Annotated in this window: 15 protein-coding genes and 1 pseudogene; 10 read left to right on the top strand and 6 right to left on the bottom strand. The window is 70.6% G+C overall.

Features of this window, described 5'->3' with window-relative positions; translation table 11 throughout:
• The first annotated feature begins 17 nt into the window (after positions 1-17).
• Both DK419_RS00410 and DK419_RS00405 read left to right on the top strand, forming a co-directional pair.
• Positions 18-560 (top strand): methylated-DNA--[protein]-cysteine S-methyltransferase, encoded by a 543-nt coding sequence (locus DK419_RS00410; protein WP_109957351.1) that lies wholly within the window; start codon positions 18-20, stop codon positions 558-560.
• 69 nt (positions 561-629) lie between these two features.
• The gene (locus DK419_RS00405) at positions 630-1,409 is read left to right on the top strand and encodes an SDR family NAD(P)-dependent oxidoreductase (RefSeq protein WP_109957350.1); all 780 of its coding nucleotides are present in this window, start codon (positions 630-632) and stop codon (positions 1,407-1,409) included.
• 80 nt (positions 1,410-1,489) lie between these two features.
• On the opposite strand, the gene DK419_RS00400 is transcribed toward DK419_RS00405, so the two are convergent.
• The 4 genes from DK419_RS00400 to groES form a co-directional block, all read right to left on the bottom strand.
• Positions 1,490-2,002, bottom strand: coding sequence for a GNAT family N-acetyltransferase (locus DK419_RS00400; RefSeq protein WP_109957349.1), 513 nt, complete (start codon positions 2,000-2,002; stop codon positions 1,490-1,492).
• Positions 2,003-2,011: 9 nt separating this feature from the next.
• Positions 2,012-2,311: a type II toxin-antitoxin system TacA family antitoxin gene (locus DK419_RS00395; RefSeq protein ID WP_109957348.1), complete on the bottom strand. Its 300-nt coding sequence runs from the start codon at positions 2,309-2,311 to the stop codon at positions 2,012-2,014.
• Positions 2,312-2,437: 126 nt separating this feature from the next.
• On the bottom strand, positions 2,438-4,078 hold the full coding sequence (gene groL, locus DK419_RS00390) for a chaperonin GroEL (RefSeq protein WP_109957347.1): 1,641 nt from the start codon (positions 4,076-4,078) through the stop codon (positions 2,438-2,440).
• A 107-nt stretch (positions 4,079-4,185) separates the two neighbouring features.
• Positions 4,186-4,473 carry a co-chaperone GroES gene (gene groES / locus DK419_RS00385; protein ID WP_048433003.1) on the bottom strand — a complete coding sequence of 96 codons (288 nt, stop codon included), beginning with the start codon at positions 4,471-4,473 and terminating at the stop codon, positions 4,186-4,188.
• Between the two features lie 203 nt (positions 4,474-4,676).
• On the opposite strand from groES, the gene DK419_RS00380 reads away from it, so the two are divergent.
• On the top strand, positions 4,677-5,675 hold the full coding sequence (locus DK419_RS00380; protein WP_109957346.1) for a magnesium transporter CorA family protein: 999 nt from the start codon (positions 4,677-4,679) through the stop codon (positions 5,673-5,675).
• A 7-nt stretch (positions 5,676-5,682) separates the two neighbouring features.
• Here DK419_RS00380 and DK419_RS00375 read toward each other — a convergent pair whose 3' ends face one another.
• Positions 5,683-6,570 carry a DMT family transporter gene (locus tag DK419_RS00375; protein WP_109962030.1) on the bottom strand — a complete coding sequence of 296 codons (888 nt, stop codon included), beginning with the start codon at positions 6,568-6,570 and terminating at the stop codon, positions 5,683-5,685.
• 140 nt (positions 6,571-6,710) lie between these two features.
• On the opposite strand from DK419_RS00375, the pseudogene DK419_RS00370 reads away from it, so the two are divergent.
• Both DK419_RS00370 and DK419_RS00365 read left to right on the top strand, forming a co-directional pair.
• A pseudogene (locus tag DK419_RS00370) lies at positions 6,711-7,951 on the top strand (glycosyltransferase family 4 protein).
• A 154-nt stretch (positions 7,952-8,105) separates the two neighbouring features.
• Positions 8,106-9,533, top strand: a complete 1,428-nt coding sequence (locus DK419_RS00365; protein WP_109957345.1) for a polysaccharide biosynthesis C-terminal domain-containing protein — start codon at positions 8,106-8,108, stop codon at positions 9,531-9,533.
• Positions 9,534-9,559: 26 nt separating this feature from the next.
• On the opposite strand, the gene DK419_RS00360 is transcribed toward DK419_RS00365, so the two are convergent.
• Complete coding sequence (locus DK419_RS00360; RefSeq protein WP_109957344.1) at positions 9,560-9,865, bottom strand: hypothetical protein; 306 nt, start codon at positions 9,863-9,865, stop codon at positions 9,560-9,562.
• An 803-nt stretch (positions 9,866-10,668) separates the two neighbouring features.
• On the opposite strand from DK419_RS00360, the gene DK419_RS00355 reads away from it, so the two are divergent.
• From DK419_RS00355 to DK419_RS00335, 5 genes are all read left to right on the top strand, one after another.
• Positions 10,669-11,847 (top strand): FAD-binding protein, encoded by a 1,179-nt coding sequence (locus tag DK419_RS00355; protein WP_109957343.1) that lies wholly within the window; start codon positions 10,669-10,671, stop codon positions 11,845-11,847.
• Between the two features lie 51 nt (positions 11,848-11,898).
• A complete protein-coding gene (locus tag DK419_RS00350; RefSeq protein WP_109957342.1) occupies positions 11,899-12,306 on the top strand; it encodes a VOC family protein in 408 nt (135 codons plus the stop codon).
• A gap of 51 nt (positions 12,307-12,357) precedes the next feature.
• Complete coding sequence (locus tag DK419_RS00345) at positions 12,358-13,254, top strand: metallophosphoesterase family protein (protein WP_109957341.1); 897 nt, start codon at positions 12,358-12,360, stop codon at positions 13,252-13,254.
• Positions 13,255-13,398: 144 nt separating this feature from the next.
• Positions 13,399-14,982 carry a tyrosinase family protein gene (locus DK419_RS00340; protein ID WP_245442768.1) on the top strand — a complete coding sequence of 528 codons (1,584 nt, stop codon included), beginning with the start codon at positions 13,399-13,401 and terminating at the stop codon, positions 14,980-14,982.
• Between the two features lie 12 nt (positions 14,983-14,994).
• Entirely contained in the window at positions 14,995-15,816 is an 822-nt protein-coding gene (locus tag DK419_RS00335) for a DUF2182 domain-containing protein (protein ID WP_109957340.1), read from the top strand.
• Positions 15,817-16,028: the final 212 nt, after the last annotated feature.

Below are 16,028 nucleotides of genomic sequence, written 5' to 3'. Positions count from 1 at the left end.
GGATAGGATCGGGCATCATGCCCGAATCCTTCCTCCTCGGCACCCTGCCGACCCCGATCGGCACGATGCTCCTGGTCTTCGACGAGGACGCCGCCCTGCGCGCCCTCGACTGGTCGGACCACGAGGCGCGGATGCGGCGCCTGCTGCGGCTGCATTACGGCATCGCCTTCTCCATGCGCGACGCCGCCTTGCCGCCCGCGCTCGCCGAGCCGATCGCGGCCTATTTCGCCGGCGACCTGCGGGCGATCGACGGGCTCACGGTCCGCACCAGCGGCACCGTGTTCCAGCGCGCGGTCTGGGCGGCGCTCCGGGCCATCCCGGCCGGCACCACCCTGAGCTACGGCGCCCTCGCGCAGCGCCTCGGCCGGACTAAGGCCGTGCGGGCGGTGGGGCTCGCCAACGGCGCCAACCCGGTCGGCCTCGTGGTGCCGTGCCACCGGGTGATCGGGGCGAACGACAGCCTCACCGGGTATGGCGGCGGGCTCCACCGCAAGCAGTGGCTCCTGGCGCACGAGGGCGTGACGCTCGGCGGGCGACAGGGGATGCTGGACCTCGGGTGAGGCGCGTTGGCCGTCGGACCATCCATGCCTCGGGGTCATGCCGTTCCGAATCCCATCTGCGAGGCGACCATGCAGCGCCTGACGGCTAAGACCTGCCTCGTCACCGGCGCCGCCCGCGGCATCGGGCGAGCCATCGCGGCTCGCTTTCGGCAGGAGGGCGGCGACGTGATCGTCACGGATCGCGATGAAGCCGGGAGTGCGGCGACGGCCGCGGAGATCGGCGGCCGGTTCATCCAGCTCGACGTCGCCCGGGAGGAGGACTGGCTGCACCTGGAGGACATCGTTCCGGCCCCGGACGTGGTCGTCAACAATGCCGGCATCACCGGCTTCGAGACCGGACCGGTGGCCCACGATCCCGAGCATGCGAGCCTGGAGGATTGGCGGGCGGTCCACCGCGTCAACCTCGACGGCACCTTCCTCGGCTGCCGCTACGCGATCCGCGCGATGAAGGCGCGCGGTACAGGTTCGATCATCAACGTCTCGTCGCGCTCCGGCCTCGTCGGGATCCCGGCCGCGGCGGCCTACGCCTCGTCCAAGGCCGCGATCCGCAACCACACCAAGAGTGTGGCCCTCTACTGCGCACAGCGGGGCTGGGCGATCCGCTGCAACTCGATCCACCCGGCGGCGATCCTGACGCCGATCTGGGAGCCGATGCTGGGAGAGGGGACCGAGCGCGAGGCGCGGATGACGGCCCTGGTGGCGGACACGCCGCTCAAGCGGTTCGGGACGCCGGAGGAGGTCGCGGCGGTGGCGGCGATGCTCGCCTCGGACGAGGCTGCCTACATGACGGGGGCGGAGCTCAACCTGGATGGCGGGTTGCTGGCCGGGTCGGCGGCGAGTCCGGGATAGCTTTCAATCCCGTAACCGCGAGAAGGCCTTATGCCTGCCAGCCATCGGCTTGACCGCCGACCCCTGCAAGGCGTCGGTTGTCAGGGCGCGGCCTCGCCAGCTTGAACCATCGGCAGGATCAACTTGAGCGAGTCAGGAAGTCGTACGAAGCCGAAGGTTTCGTAGAAGACCGCCACGGCTTCGTTCAGCGCGTCGACCACGACCATCGACGAGCCCACTGTCCCGGCGCTCTCGAAGGCCCGGCGGAGCGCGTCCGCGAGCAGAATGGAGCCGAGCTTTCGTCCCTGCATCTCGCGAGCGACGGCCAGACGACCGATCAGCGTCGCGCTGACCTGCGGATAGCGCGGGACGTGTCTGCGAGCAGCGGCAGGAACGTCGCCCTGCGACACCGCCAGGGCGCAAAGCGTGTAGTAGCCCAGGATGCGGCTCGGCGTGTCGCAGGCGCTGAGAATGAAAACCGCGTTCGCCTTGCGGCGGAGATCCTGTCGGGCCTGCGTGTGGAGATAGCGGTCGAGACTCTCGACGCCTGACGAGAAGGCGGCGCGGTCGTGCCCGTCATCGAGCGGAACGACGAGCAGATCCGGCAGCGACATGTCTCACCGTCACCGTGCCACGCGGCGCGCGTGCTCGGCTAAGGCTGCCCGCAGCTTCTCGTTCGCACGAGGCGGATTGATCAGCGTGTCGAAGAAGACGGTGCGATCACAATCCGACAGAACGAGGATCTCGTGCTCTGCGATGGTGCGGCGGGCCGCCTCCGCGAGGGCGGTCAGGCAGAAATCCGTCACTTTCCGACGCTCGAGTTGAGCCGCGCGCTCGATGAGCGCCTTGGTCTCCTCGTCGATCCGGAAGCCCAGTCGCTCGTCGCGCGATACCTGGGCCGCCTTGCGCGCAGCATTCGTCATGGCTGCCTCCTCTTTCGAAAATGTACGTCGGCCGGACGTACAAAACAAGGATGAGCAAGGGCCCCAACGGAAAAGGGGCCGCCTCGCGGCGACCCCTTCCCGTCTCTCAGGACCGGGTGGCTGGACTTAGAAGTCCATGCCGCCCATGCCGCCGCCCGGCATCGCCGGAGCCGGGGAGTCCTTCTTCGGGGCGTCGGCGACCATCGCCTCGGTCGTCACGAGCAGGCCGGCCACCGAGGCGGCGTCCTGCAGGGCGGTGCGCACGACCTTGGCCGGGTCGACGATGCCGGCCTGGATCATGTCGACGTACTCTTCGGTCTGGGCGTTGAAGCCGTAGGTCTCCGAGTCGCCCTTGTCGCCGATCTTGCCGACCACGATCGAGCCCTCGACGCCGGCGTTGCTGGCGATCTGGCGGATCGGGGCCTCAAGCGCCTTCAGGACGATCTTGATGCCGGCCTGGACGTCGGCGTTGTCGCTCGAGAGAGCGGCCACGGCCTTCTTGGCGCGCAGGAGCGCGGTGCCGCCGCCGGGAACGATGCCTTCCTCGACCGCCGCGCGGGTGGCGTGGAGGGCGTCGTCGACGCGGTCCTTCTTCTCCTTGACCTCGACCTCGGTCGCGCCGCCGACGCGGATCACCGCGACGCCGCCCGCGAGCTTGGCCAGACGCTCCTGGAGCTTCTCGCGGTCGTAGTCCGAGGTGGTCTCCTCGATCTGCGCCTTGATCTGCTGGACGCGGGCCTCGATGTCGGCCTTCTCGCCGGCGCCGTCGATGATCGTGGTGTTCTCCTTCTCGATGCGGACGCGCTTGGCGCGGCCGAGCATCGGGAGGGTCACGTTCTCGAGCTTGATGCCGAGGTCCTCGGCGATCATCTGACCCTGGGTCAGGATCGCGATGTCCTCGAGCATGGCCTTGCGACGGTCACCGAAGCCCGGCGCCTTCACGGCCGCGACCTTCAGGCCGCCGCGCAGCTTGTTGACCACCAGGGTGGCCAGCGCCTCGCCCTCGATGTCCTCGGCGACGATCAGCAGCGGCTTGCCGGTCTGAACGACGGCCTCGAGAACCGGCAGCATCGCCTGGAGCGACGACAGCTTCTTCTCGTGGATGAGGATGTAGGGGTCCTCGAGCTCGGCGATCATCTTCTCCGCATTCGTGATGAAGTACGGGGAGAGGTAGCCGCGGTCGAACTGCATGCCCTCGACGACGTCGAGCTCGGTCTCGGCGGTCTTCGCCTCCTCGACCGTGATCACGCCCTCGTTGCCGACCTTCTGCATGGCATGGGCGATCATCTCGCCGATGTCCTTGTCGCCGTTGGCCGAGATCGTGCCGACCTGGGCGATCTCCTCCGAGGCCGACACCTTCTTGGCGCGGCTCTGGATGTCCTTCACGGCGGCCTGGGTGGCGAGGTCGATGCCGCGCTTCAGGTCCATCGGGTTCATGCCGGCGGCGACGTACTTGGCGCCCTCGCGGACGATCGCCTGGGCCAGCACGGTCGCGGTGGTGGTGCCGTCACCCGCGATGTCGTTGGTCTTCGAGGCCACTTCGCGCACCATCTGGGCGCCCATGTTCTCGAACTTGTCGGCGAGCTCGATCTCCTTGGCGACGGTCACGCCGTCCTTGGTGATCCGGGGAGCGCCGAAGCTCTTCTCGATCACGACGTTGCGGCCCTTGGGGCCGAGCGTGACCTTCACCGCATCCGCCAGGATGTCGACGCCGCGCAGCATCTTCTCGCGGGCGTCGGAGGCGAAACGAACGTCTTTCGCTGCCATGGTGATTCCTCACTTTAAGATCGGTGTTGCAGGGAAAAGCCGTCAGGCGTCAGCTCCCGGGAAGGGGCGCCGCCGTCAGGCTTGCAGGGCGATCAGGGTGTGGCGGTCTACGCCAGCACGCCCATGATGTCGGACTCCTTCATGATGAGGAGGTCCTTGCCGTCGATCTTGACCTCAGTGCCCGACCACTTGCCGAACAGGACGCGGTCGCCGGCCTTCACGTCGAGCGGGTTCAGCTTGCCGGACTCGTCGCGGGCGCCGGGGCCGACGGCGACGATCTCGCCCTCTTGCGGCTTCTCCTTGGCGGTGTCCGGGATGATGATGCCGCCCTTGGTCTTCTCCTCGCTCTCGATGCGACGGACGACGACACGGTCGTGCAGCGGACGGAATTGCATGTGCTGCCCTCTTGCTTCGCAGAACGCATTGCGGTTGGTGCTGGCGCCGAAGCCGCCTTCCAACCCGGGCATTAGCACTCTCTTGAGGTGAGTGCTAAGGCTGGCGAGGAGATAATCGGGCTCCGCGGACGAGTCAAGGCGCTGGCCTGTGGCCCGCGGGAAACAATCCAGCGCGAACCAGCCAGGGTCGAGGGGGCCCGATCATGATCACGCTGCACGGCTCCGATGGCGTCGTCGCCGAGGGGCAGGCCTGCGCGGCGCGGCCTCTGCCCGCCCACGGCACCTGGCTCGACCTCGACGACCCGAGCGAGGCCGAGACGGCCTTGGCCGAGTCGGTCACCGGCCTGGCCGTCCCCTCCCGGGCGGCCCTGAGCGAGGTGCAGAATTCCCGCCGGCTCAACCGGCGCCGGGACGCCTTCTATCTCAGCACGCCGATGGTCTCGTTCCGCGACGACGACCTGACCTTGCGCCCGCTGGGCTTCGTGCTGACGCCGGAGCGCCTCTTGACCATCCGGTTCCAGCCGCTCGCCGCCTTCGACACCGTCAAGGCGCGCCAGGCCGAGCGCGACGGGCCAGCCTCCAGCGTCGAGACGTTCCTGGCCCTCGTCGAGGAACTGGTCGACCGCATGGCGGACACCCTCGAGACGACGAGCGACGAGCTCGATTCGCTCTCGACCCGGGTCTTCACCTTCGACGTCAGCGCCAACGGCAACGCCCGGCGCGAGGCGTCCGCGCCGAAGCGCCGCGACCTCGCCCTGCGCCGGCTCCTGCGCGCCATCGGCCGGCGCGGCAAGGCGCTGGCGAAGCTGCGCGCCTCGCTGCTCGGCTTCGGCCGCATCCTGCCCTACGTCGCCGGCGAGGCCGAGAGCTGGTTGAAGCCCGAGGAGAAGGCCCGCTTCGAGAGCCTGCGCCTCGACGTCACCTCCCTCGACGAGTTCGAGACCCGGCTCTCCGAGACCGTGCAGTTCCTGCTCGACGCCACCCTCGGCCTCATCAACATGGAGCAGAACAACACCTTCCGGGTGCTGACCGTGGTCTCGGTGATCGGGATCCCGCCGACCCTGATGGCCTCGGTCTACGGCATGAACTTCAAGCACATGCCGGAGCTGGACTGGGCCTGGGGGTATCCCTACGGGCTCGCGGTGATCGCCGCGAGCGCGCTGGTCCCGGCCGTGTACTTCAAGCTGAGGGGCTGGTTCTGACGCCGGCTCACCGCCGCGCCGCCAGCGCCGATCCGGCGAGGATCAGCCCCGCCCCCGCCAGCGTCGCCATCCCCGGTACCTCGCCGAAGGCGACGTACCCGAGGCCGATCGCCCACAGGAGCGCGGTGTATTCCATCGCGGCGAGGCGCGCGGCCTCGGCCTTGGCGTAGGCCCGGCTGAGCACCAGGTGCCCGGCGACCCCGAGCACGCCGACGAGGACGAGGAGCGCCCAGTCCGGCGCCGCCACCGGGGCCCAGGTCCAGGCCGCGGGGGCGGCCAGCATCGCGGCGGGACCCGCGTTCTGGATCGCCACGATGGTGACCACCGGGTCGTGACGGGCTCGCGCCCGCAGCAGCACCATCGACAGCGCGTAGGTGAGGGCCGAGGCGAGGATCGCGGCGATGCCCCAGGCGGAAGCCCCGCCGCGCCCCGGGCCCGCCGCCCCGACGTCGCCGGACCCGATCTGGCCCGCGACCACGATCCCGACCCCGACGAAGCCGACGATCAGCCCGGCCCAGACCGGCGGCCGCACCCGCTCGCGCAGCAGCAGGGCGGCGAACAGCGCGATGAAGATCGGACTCAGGAACGAGAGCGCCAGCGCCTCGGCCAGCGGCAGCACCGACAGGCCGTGGAAGAAGCAGAGGGCGGTGACGACCACCAGCACCGCCCTGAGACCATTGGTGCGCCAGGTCTCCGCGGAGGGCCATCCGGGTCGCAAGGCGGCGAGCACCATCGCCATGACGAGGGTGCCGACGGCGTAGCGCGCGAAGGCGATGCCGGTGACGCCGTAGCGCTCCGACAGGCCCTTGATGGTGGCGTCCATCAGCGACAGGAGCCCGATGCCGAGGGCGGCGAGCAGCACCGCCGAGGCGGGGGAGGTGGAGCGGGGGAGCATGCGGAGGCGGATGGCCCGCCCGCGGCCGCGGCGCAAGGGCCGATGCGAGGTGTCGTGATGCACCACGCCGCTTAGGCGTTTCCTAAGGGGTGGGATCCATCCTGGCGCCCGATCCGCGCGAGGCGGCTGGGAATGAGATCATGAAGGTCATCCTCGTCGCCGACCACGCCTACATCAACGGCGGCCAGGCCAAGGTCTCGCTCGAGAGCGCGATCGGGCTCGCCCGCCGCGGCCACGAGGTCGTGCTGTTCGCCGCCGTCGGCCCGGCCGATCCCCGGCTGGCGGAAGCGGGGGTGCGGGTCGTGCTCCTCGGCCAGACCGACGTGACCGGGGCGCGCTCGCTCGCCGCCTTCGGGGTGCAGTGGCTGTGGAACGCTCCCGCCGCCGCCGCCCTGAGCGCCCTCATCGCCGAATCCGACCCGCGCGACACCGTGGTGCACGTCCATGCCTGGGCCAAGGCCCTGTCGCCCGCGATCGGCCCGGTGCTGCGGGCGAGCCCCGCGCCGGTGGCCTACACCGCGCACGAATACTACCTCGCCTGCCCGAATGGCGGCTTCTACGACTACCCGGTCGCCGCGGCCTGCCACCGGGTGCCGAACGGGCCGGCCTGCCTGACCCACAACTGCGATTCGCGCACCTATCCGCGCAAGCTGATGCGGGTTGCCCGCCACGCCCTGATGCGCCGCACCGGCCTCGTCGAGGGCATCTACGCGATGATCACCATCAGCCGGCTGCAGCGCGAGGCTTTGGCGCCCCACCTGCCGGCGGGGATGCGCTACTACGACGTGCCGAACCCGGTCGATGCCGAGCCGCTCGGCCACCGCGCCGGTCCTCCCGGCGACTTCGTCTTCGTCGGCCGGCTGTCGCCCGAGAAGGGGCCGGGGTGTTCGGGGAGGCCGCGCGCCTCGCCGGGGCGCGGGCGGTCTTCGCCGGCGACGGGCCGATGCGAGCCGAGCTGGAATCCCGGTTCCCCGAGGCATCCTTCCTCGGGTGGCAGAGCCCGGACCAGGTGAAGGCGGTGCTGCGGGCCGCCCGTGCCCTGGTTTTCCCCTCCGTCTGGTACGAGGGCCAGCCCCTCACGGTGCTCGAATCCCTCGCCCTCGGCACCCCGGTGATCGTGAGCGACGTCTGCGCCGGGCGCGAGGCGGTGCGCCACGGCGAGAGCGGATTGTGGTTCCGCTCCAATGATCCCCGCTCGCTGGCCGACGCCATGGCGCATCTCGCCAACGACGCCACGGCGTTGCGGATGGGGCGGGCCGCCTACGACCTGTTCTGGGCCGACCCGCTGACCATGGACCGGCACCTCGACGGGCTGGAGCGGGTCTATCGCGACGTGTCGGGCCGGGGGGAGCAAGCGAGGCCGCTGGCGCGGGCGGTGTGATAAGTCTCTTCCGGCCGTCTAAGGCGAGGCGCGGGATCCCCTCTCCCACTCGGGAGAGGGGGGACACGCGCCAAGTCCTCGAAGCGGCGTTTGTGACGACGCGAGAACCACGCTGGACGCACGCAGCCTCCGGCCCTTCGACGAGCACCCACCAATGGCGGTCATCGCGGCCTTCGTGGTCAATGCGGCCCTCAACCTCGTCCTCGGCCTGCTGATCGCGCAGATCCTGGGGCCGGCGAATTTCGGCCGCTTCGCCCTCGGCACCGCCGGAGCGGTGGTGCTCAACATCCTGCTGTTCGAGTGGCTGCGGCTCTCGGCGACCCGGTTCTACTCGGCGCGGGTCCGGGAGGCGGAACCCTGGATCCGCGCCATGCTCGACCGCGCCTACGCGGCGACGGCGATCGGCCTGACCGGGGCGGCCGTCCTGGCGCTCGCTGGAACCCCCGTGCTCGGGGAGCCGGCCCTTCTCGCGGCCGCCGCGGCCGGGACGGCGGTCGGGATCGGGCTGTTCGACTACCAGGCGGCGCTGGCGCGCGCCCGGTTCGTCGGCGGGCTCTATCTGCGCCTCGTGCTGGTCAAGAACGGCCTCGCCCTGGTGATGATGGTCAGCGCCGCCTGGGCGACGGCGGATGCCGCCGCGGTGATGCTCGCCGGAGGCCTGAGCCAGTTCCTCGCCGCCGTGATCGTGCACCGGGCGCTGAGCGATCCGCCTCGCCCCCACGCCGCCGGCCGCCGCCGCGAGTCGCTCCGCCTGTTCATGGCCTACGGCCTGCCGGTGGTCGCCGCCAACGTGGTCTACCAGCTGATGCCCTTCGCCAACCGCTCGGCCGTCGCGGCCGTCGCGGGCTTCGCCGAGTCCGGCTACTTCTCGCTGGCGGCCGATATCGGCGGGCGGATCTTCGGCACGCTCGGCGCCGCCCTCGACCTGCTGCTGTTCCAGATCGCCGTACTGGCGGCGGAGACCCACGGCCACGAGGCCGGCGAGGAGCAGGTCGCCCGCAACGGCGCCGTGGTGCTGGCCTTGATCCTGCCGAGCGCGGCCGGGTTCTGGGCGGTGGCCCCGGCGCTGGATGCGCTCGTGGTGCCGGCGGCCTATCGCGGCCATTTCGTGGACTACACGCTGCTGCTGCTGCCCGGCCTCGTCGCCCTGGCAGTGATGAACTTTGCCCTCAACCCGATCTTCCAGATCCGCCGCCGCACCCTGCCGCTCGTGGCGGCCGGCCTCGTCGGGGCGCTCGTCAACCTCGTGGGCGCCCTGGCGCTGGCCGGGCCCTTCGGCCCCCACGGCATCGCCGCGGCGCAATCGCTCGGCTTCCTCGCCGCCATGCTGTTCCTCGGAATCCGCGGGCTCACCGGGCCGAACCGTCTGCGGATGCCCTGGCGCGATCCGCTCGCCGTCGTGCTTGCTACCGCCGCGATGACGGTCGCGATCGTCCCCTTGCGCGGGCTCGACCCCTGGCTCGCCCTACCGGCCTGCGTCATCGTCGGCGGCTTCGTCTACGGCGCGCTGGTCTGGCGCTTCGACATCGCGGGGTTGCGGGCGGCGATGGTCGCGCGGTTCGGGCGGGCCGTGCCGGCGTAATCGTGGTGCGCCGATCCTACATCCGATCATCTGACTCGGCGCTGATCGCAACAGTGGCGAACAATTAGGCAGAGACGGATGCGTACCTTGAGCGTATCCGGTTCGTAAGCGGCCCACCACATGACGGCGCCACTGATTGCCCCGGCGGCGGCGACGTATATGGCGGCGATCTGCGAAGTAATCGCCAAAACGGGGGTCTTGCCCGCCAGGAAGCCGATGACCATGGTCATGTAGGCGGAGGCCGCGCCCAACGATGCGGCGGACCTGGGGCCAGGCACACCGCGCCGGCACGCGAGATCCCAGATCGGGATTATCATGATGATGAAAATCATCCAAACTGCGGCACAAAATGCCCAAAATATTAGAACTATGAATATCGTTTTTATAAATAAAATCACGTCCGACAAAGATATCGAATAATCATGGGAATCTCTGGCGGCCCATGCGAAAAGCCACAGGATGAATGGCACGACAGGAAACATGAATGAGCCGACGAGCGCCCCCGGGATCGCACCGCGTCCGACCTCCCACCCATCCGGCGCAGTGACGTCCGGAAGCGGCCACCAGGATATGACGAATCTCGATTTTTGGAATAGTCGCCACAGTATCCCAAACTTTACAATAAGTATTACGATGCAGGTCGTCAGAATAAGAGCAAATATAAACATGCATCATCTATCGCGATCTGATAAACTTCGAAAATTTCGGATTTTCGCTACCCCTATGCCGTAGGGTCCAGCGCCAGTTTGCAGGATAATCTCCTTCCGTGTCACGCGAAATCAAACGCTGGCCGTGGCCGGGACATGTCAGCCAGCCGGGCGGCGGAGCCCGAAATCCGAACCGCTGAGTGTTCAGGATCAAGCGAGGAGCGTTCCGACTCGTCCTGCATAACCTGAGCTTCTGGATTCCGGGCTCCGCTGCGCGGCCCCGGAATGACCCGGTGGGCGTCAAGACTGTCGATCAGGTCAAGCAGGCTCCGAAATTCGCAAGAGAGCACCATCAATGCGTCGGCAGGATCGCGGCCTCGGCCCGACCTGACGCCTCCCCCGCTTGCAACCCGCCCCGGTTGCCCGCAAAGATCCGCGCCCGATCCCGCGCACCCGGCGCAAGGCCCGGCCCACCGAGCGAGCCCCCGATGAGCAACTACCAGCCCCGGAGCGAGGCGGAGGCCGCCGCCCTGATCGGCGAGGCGGCGGGGCGGCGCGAGCGGCTGCGGCTCGTCGGCGGCGGCACGAGGACCGGGATCGGCCGGCCGGCGCAAGACGAGGCGACCCTGTCGGCGGCGGGGCTCACCGGCATCACCCTCCACGAGCCGGCCGAGCTCGTCATCGCGGCCCGGGCCGGCACGCCGCTGGCCGAGGTCGAGGCGCGGCTCGCCGAGGGCGGCCAGATGCTGCCCTTCGAGCCGATGGACCACCGCGCGCTCCTGGGCTCCGCCGGCGCGCCGACCATCGGGGCGATCGCGGCCGGCAACATCTCGGGGCCGCGCCGCATCGCCGGGGGCGCCGCCCGCGACAGCCTGATCGGCGTGCGCTTCGTCAACGGGCGCGGCGAGGCGGTGAAGTCCGGCGGCCGGGTGATGAAGAACGTCACCGGGCTCGACCTCGTGAAGCTGATGGCGGGCTCCTGGGGCACGCTGGGCTTCCTCACCGAGGTCACCTTCAAGGTGCTGCCGACCCCTGAACGCACCGCGACCCTGGTGCTCGCCGGCCTCGACGATGCCCGCGCCGTCGAGGCGATGAGCCTGGCGCTCGGCTCAGCCTTCGAGATCACCGGCGCGGCCCACCTGCCCGGGGGCCTCGACGGTTCCGCGCGCACGCTCCTGCGCATCGAGGGTTTTTCCGCCTCCGTCGATTACCGTCTCGGCGAGCTGACCCGCCTGCTGCGCCGCTTCGGCCGTCCGGAGATCCAGGAGGGCGAGCCCGCGGGCAAGCTCTGGATCGCGGTGCGCGACGTCCTGCCCTTCGCCGGCGGCGAGGACGCGGTGTGGCGGCTCTCGACCGCCCCGGGCCGCGGCCCCGCGGTGACCGCGGCGATCGCCGCCGCCCGGCCGGCGCGCTGGTTCTACGATTGGGGCGGCGGCCTGATCTGGCTCGCGACGCCGGCGACCGGCGATGCGGGCGCCGAGACCGTGCGGGCGGCCCTCGCCGGCGCCGGCCACGCCACGCTGGTGCGGGCGCCCGACGCGGTGCGGGCGGCGGTGCCGGTCTTCGAGCCCCTGTCCGAGCCCCTGATGCGCATCACCGCCGGCCTCAAGGCCGCGCACGACCCCGCCGGCCTGTTCAACCCGGGGCGGATGTACGCCGGGATCTGACAGCCTCCCGGCCGCCGGCCGGGGGACGGCTGCCGGGAGGGAGCGAAGACCGTGAGCGTCATCTCGCATGTCTGCTTCGGCGCGGCCGACCTCGCCCGCGCCGTCGCCTTCTACGCCCCGCTCTTCGAGGAGCTCGGCCTGAAGCTCCGGTTCCACGAGCCCGAGAACGGATGGGCCGGCTGGATGCCGCGCGACGCCGACCGGCCGCTCCTGATCGTCGGCCGGCCGTATAACAGGCAGGCGCCCGCGCCGGGCAACGGGCCGATGACGGCGCTGACCGCGCGGTCGCGGGCGAGCGTCGATCGCTGCCATGCGCTCGCCCTCGCGGCGGGCGGCACCTGCGAGGGTCCTCCCGGGCTGCGGCCGCACTATCATCCGAATGACTATGGTGCCTATGTCCGTGATCTCGACGGCAACAAGCTCTGCGTGGTGTGTCATGAAGCCGAAGGCGATGCCTGAGAGATTGTCGGGATTCCCGGCGTGACGCGCTCCGACGACCGGCCTCCCCCGATGTTCCGTCTCGCCCACCTCACCGATCCCCATGTCGGCCCGCTGCCGCGCCCGCGCCTGCGCCAGCTGATGAGCAAGCGCGCCACCGGCTGGGTCAACTGGAGCCGTGGCCGCAAGCTCACCCACGACATGGAGATCCTCGCCGCCCTGGTGGCCGATATCCGGGCCGCCGCGCCGGACCACATCGCCTGCACGGGCGACCTCTGCAACATCGGCCTGCCGAGCGAGTGGGAGACCGCCCGCACCTTCATGGAGGAGTTGGGCGAGCCCGGCTTCGTCAGCTTCGTGCCCGGCAACCACGACGCCTACGTGCGCGGCTCGCTGAAGGGGCTCCTCGACGCGGTCGGCCCCTGGACCCGGGACGATGCCGGCCGGGACAAGGCGTTTCCCTACCTGCGCCGGAGGGGGCCGATCGCGCTCGTCGGGCTGTCCTCGGCGATCCCGACCGCCCCCTTCGTGGCGAGCGGGCGCCTCGGCTCGGACCAGATCCGGGCCGCCGAGCGGATGCTCAAGGACCTCGCCGCCGAGCCCGAGCGGCCGTGCCGGGTGGTGATGATCCACCATCCACCCCATGTCGGCGGCGCCAAGGCGGGGCGCAACCTCACCGACGCCCACGCCTTCGAGGCGATGATCGGCCGCGTCGGCGCCGACCTCGTGCTGCACGGCCACAACCATGTCGGCTCGGTCGCCTTCGTGATGGCGCCGGGCGGGCGGCGGGTGCCGGTGATCGGCGCGCCCTCGGCCTCCGCCCGCGGCGGGGCGCTCAAGCACTGCGCCGGCTACCACCTCTACGAGATCGAGCGCACCGCCACCGGATTCTCCCTCACCGCCACCCTGCGCGGGCTCCTGCCGGAGGGGGGGCTGGGCGATCTCGGCACCCTGACGCTCCGGGGCTGACGACGCGCCTCGCCCCGCCCCCGGCTCGTCCTCGCCGGGCCGGGCGATGGAGAACGAGAAACAGTTTTGCAGTTTCCGCCGTTTCGAGGTACGCTTCTGAGAGTATAAAAGCGAAGTCGTCAGATTCGACGGGAGGCGGATTTGGTGCTCGTCCGGAAGAATGTCTATGCGCTCGGATCAGACTGGGCCGACCCGATCCTGTGGTACGCCCGCGCCGTTGCCCTCATGAAGAAGCGGCCGCTCGACGACCCGACGAGCTGGCGCTTCTACGGCGGCATCCACGGTTTCAACGCGCAGCTCTGGAAACAACTCGGTCTCCTGAGCGACAACGACAAGCTTCCGGATGCGAAGACCAGGACGTTGTTCTGGGATCAGTGCCAGCACCAGACCTGGTACTTCCTGCCCTGGCACCGCGGCTACCTGTGGGCGTTCGAGACCGTAGTGCGCGACGCGGTCGTCAGCCTCGGCGGACCGGCCGACTGGACCCTGCCGTACTGGAACTACTTCGCGAAGGGGCAGTCGGCGCTGCCACCCGCCTTCGCGTCCCGGAACTGGACGGGCGGCGACGGGGACAACCCGCTCTTCGTGCCGCAGCGCTACGGGCCGGCGGGCGACGGCAAGGTCTTCATCCCGCTGGACCAGGTCAATCTGCTCGCCCTGAACGACCGCGAGTTCACCGGGGAGGCGGGCGGCGGCAGCCCGGGCTTCGGCGGCGTCGATACCGGTTTCTCGCACGGCGGCAGCGTCAACGGCGGCGTCGAATCGCAGCCGCACAACATCGTGCACGTCCTCATCGGCGGGGTCCTGCGAGGGACCCGGCAACCCGGCCTGATGTCGGTTCCCTCGACGGCCGGGCTCGACCCGATCTTCTGGCTGCATCACGCCAACATCGACCGGCTGTGGCAGGTCTGGCGCGGGCGCGCGCCGGGTCACGTCGATCCGACCGTGGCGAACTGGGTCGACGGTCCGGCGGATCGCTCCTTCGTGATGCCGCTCCCGGGCAAGCGGAACTGGACCTTCGCGCCCGGGCAGACCGAGAGCACGGTGGAGCTCGGCTACGAGTACGACGACGTCTCGGGCGGCGAGGTCCTGATGGCGGCGCTGCATCCGGCGCTCCGCGCGCAGGCCGCGACGGCAGGCGTAGCCCAGGCAAATGCGTCCCAGGCAAGCCCACTTCAGGCAAGCCTACCTCAGGGGAGTCCCGCCATGACCAGCGGCAAGAACGTGGAACTGGTCGGTGCGAGCCAATCCGCGATCAAGGTCGTCGGGCAGAGCGCCCAGGCCGCCGTCACCCTGGCGCCGGACGCGCGCCAGCGCGTCTCCGCGAACCTGGCGGCCTCGGCCCCGGGCACCGTGTCGGCGCAGAACGCCGCGGCGGCTCCCCCGGAGCGCGTCCTCCTCAACCTCGAGAACGTCCGCGGCCTCCTCGATGGGGTGGCGTTCCAAGTCTATGTCGGGCCGCAGGGGAGCGACCCGTCCGGGAAATCGGAGGCCCTGGCCGGCAGCGTCGGCCTGTTCGGCGTCAGCCAGGCGACCGAGCGCGACGGACCCCACGGGGGAAGCGGACTGACCTTCGTGCTCGACATCACGCCCATCGTCGAGGCCCTGCACGCGAGCCGGGACCTCGACGCCGACAAGCTCGACGTGCGCATCGTCCCGCTCCAGCCGGTGCCGGCCGAGGCGCAGATCAGCATCGGGCGCGTCAGCGTGTTCCGCCAGGGTCGCTGAGCGAGGCCGCCGATGGGGACGTTCCTCATGTCGCCTGCCGCCCGCGAGCGCATGGGCGTCCGGGTTCCGGTCCTCGCGGCCGGTGCCGTCGCCTGGCTGGGGCTCGCCGCGATCCCGATCGGTTGGACCCTGCCGGCTGCCTGCGCCGGCGGCATCGCCTGGCGGCTGCCCTCGGCCGACGAGGTGATCCTGGCGCTGGCCGTCACCCCGCCGGCCGCCCTCGCGGCGACCTGGATCCTGATGGTCGCCGCCATGATGGGGCCGACCCTGGTCGCACCCCTCTGCCACCTGCGCGCCCGCAGCCTCGCATCGGGACGGGGGCGTGCGGTCGCCCTCTTCCTCGCCGGCTACGCGGCGGCATGGAGCATCGCCGGGATCGGCCTCGCGGCGCTTGCCCTGGTGCTGCTGCCGGCCGGGCCCGCGGCGGCCTTGGCGCCGGTACTCCTGGCCGCCCTGCTCTGGCAGGCCTCGCCCGCCAAGCAGCGCTGCCTCAACCGCTGCCACGCCCGGCCCCCGCTCGCCGCCTTCGGGGCGGCAGCGAGGCGCGATGCCTGGTGGTTCGGGCTCGCCCATGGGGCTTGGTGCGCCGGCTCCTGCTGGGCGCTGATGCTGGTGATGCTGGTGCTGCCGGCCGGGCACCTCGCCGCGATGGCGGTTCTGGCGGCCTGGATCCTGGCCGAGCGCCTGGCGCCGGCGACAGCCCCAGGCTGGCGCTGGCGGCCCTGGCGGGCCGGCCCCGCCCTGCGCGTCGCCGCCGCGCTCGCGGCCCGGCACCGTCCCGGTTCCTGGGCGATGCCGCAGCCGGCGGTCCGGGCGGAGGCGGGAACCCCGTGAGGCCCGGCATCCCGGTCTTCGATATCCCGATCCAGACCGGCGTCGCTTCTCTCGGCGTCGCCCAGGAACCGGGACGGGGCCGGGCCGCGAGAGGTGGCGGAGCGGCCCGGCGCCCTGCCGTCGATCCGCCGCAACATTTCAGGAGGGTCGGCGTTTCCCCCGCCGAAGGCGCCGTGGCGGCGCCTGATCGTGTCGGGGCCGGGCAGTTGCCC

Source organism: Methylobacterium terrae, from assembly GCF_003173755.1.
In the GTDB taxonomy this organism is placed as follows: Bacteria; Pseudomonadota; Alphaproteobacteria; order Rhizobiales; family Beijerinckiaceae; genus Methylobacterium; species Methylobacterium terrae.
This window is presented reverse-complemented; position numbering and strand designations above follow the sequence as displayed.

Coding starts and splice junctions, on each gene's coding strand:
- DK419_RS00410 (WP_109957351.1), top strand. CDS start 18: ATGCCCGAATCCTTCCTCCTCGGCACCCTGCCGACCCCGATCGGCACG.
- DK419_RS00405 (WP_109957350.1), top strand. CDS start 630: ATGCAGCGCCTGACGGCTAAGACCTGCCTCGTCACCGGCGCCGCCCGC.
- DK419_RS00400 (WP_109957349.1), bottom strand. CDS start 2,002: ATGTCGCTGCCGGATCTGCTCGTCGTTCCGCTCGATGACGGGCACGAC.
- DK419_RS00395 (WP_109957348.1), bottom strand. CDS start 2,311: ATGACGAATGCTGCGCGCAAGGCGGCCCAGGTATCGCGCGACGAGCGA.
- groL (WP_109957347.1), bottom strand. CDS start 4,078: ATGGCAGCGAAAGACGTTCGTTTCGCCTCCGACGCCCGCGAGAAGATG.
- groES (WP_048433003.1), bottom strand. CDS start 4,473: ATGCAATTCCGTCCGCTGCACGACCGTGTCGTCGTCCGTCGCATCGAG.
- DK419_RS00380 (WP_109957346.1), top strand. CDS start 4,677: ATGATCACGCTGCACGGCTCCGATGGCGTCGTCGCCGAGGGGCAGGCC.
- DK419_RS00375 (WP_109962030.1), bottom strand. CDS start 6,570: ATGCTCCCCCGCTCCACCTCCCCCGCCTCGGCGGTGCTGCTCGCCGCC.
- DK419_RS00365 (WP_109957345.1), top strand. CDS start 8,106: ATGGCGGTCATCGCGGCCTTCGTGGTCAATGCGGCCCTCAACCTCGTC.
- DK419_RS00360 (WP_109957344.1), bottom strand. CDS start 9,865: ATGATTTTCATCATCATGATAATCCCGATCTGGGATCTCGCGTGCCGG.
- DK419_RS00355 (WP_109957343.1), top strand. CDS start 10,669: ATGAGCAACTACCAGCCCCGGAGCGAGGCGGAGGCCGCCGCCCTGATC.
- DK419_RS00345 (WP_109957341.1), top strand. CDS start 12,358: ATGTTCCGTCTCGCCCACCTCACCGATCCCCATGTCGGCCCGCTGCCG.
- DK419_RS00335 (WP_109957340.1), top strand. CDS start 14,995: ATGGGGACGTTCCTCATGTCGCCTGCCGCCCGCGAGCGCATGGGCGTC.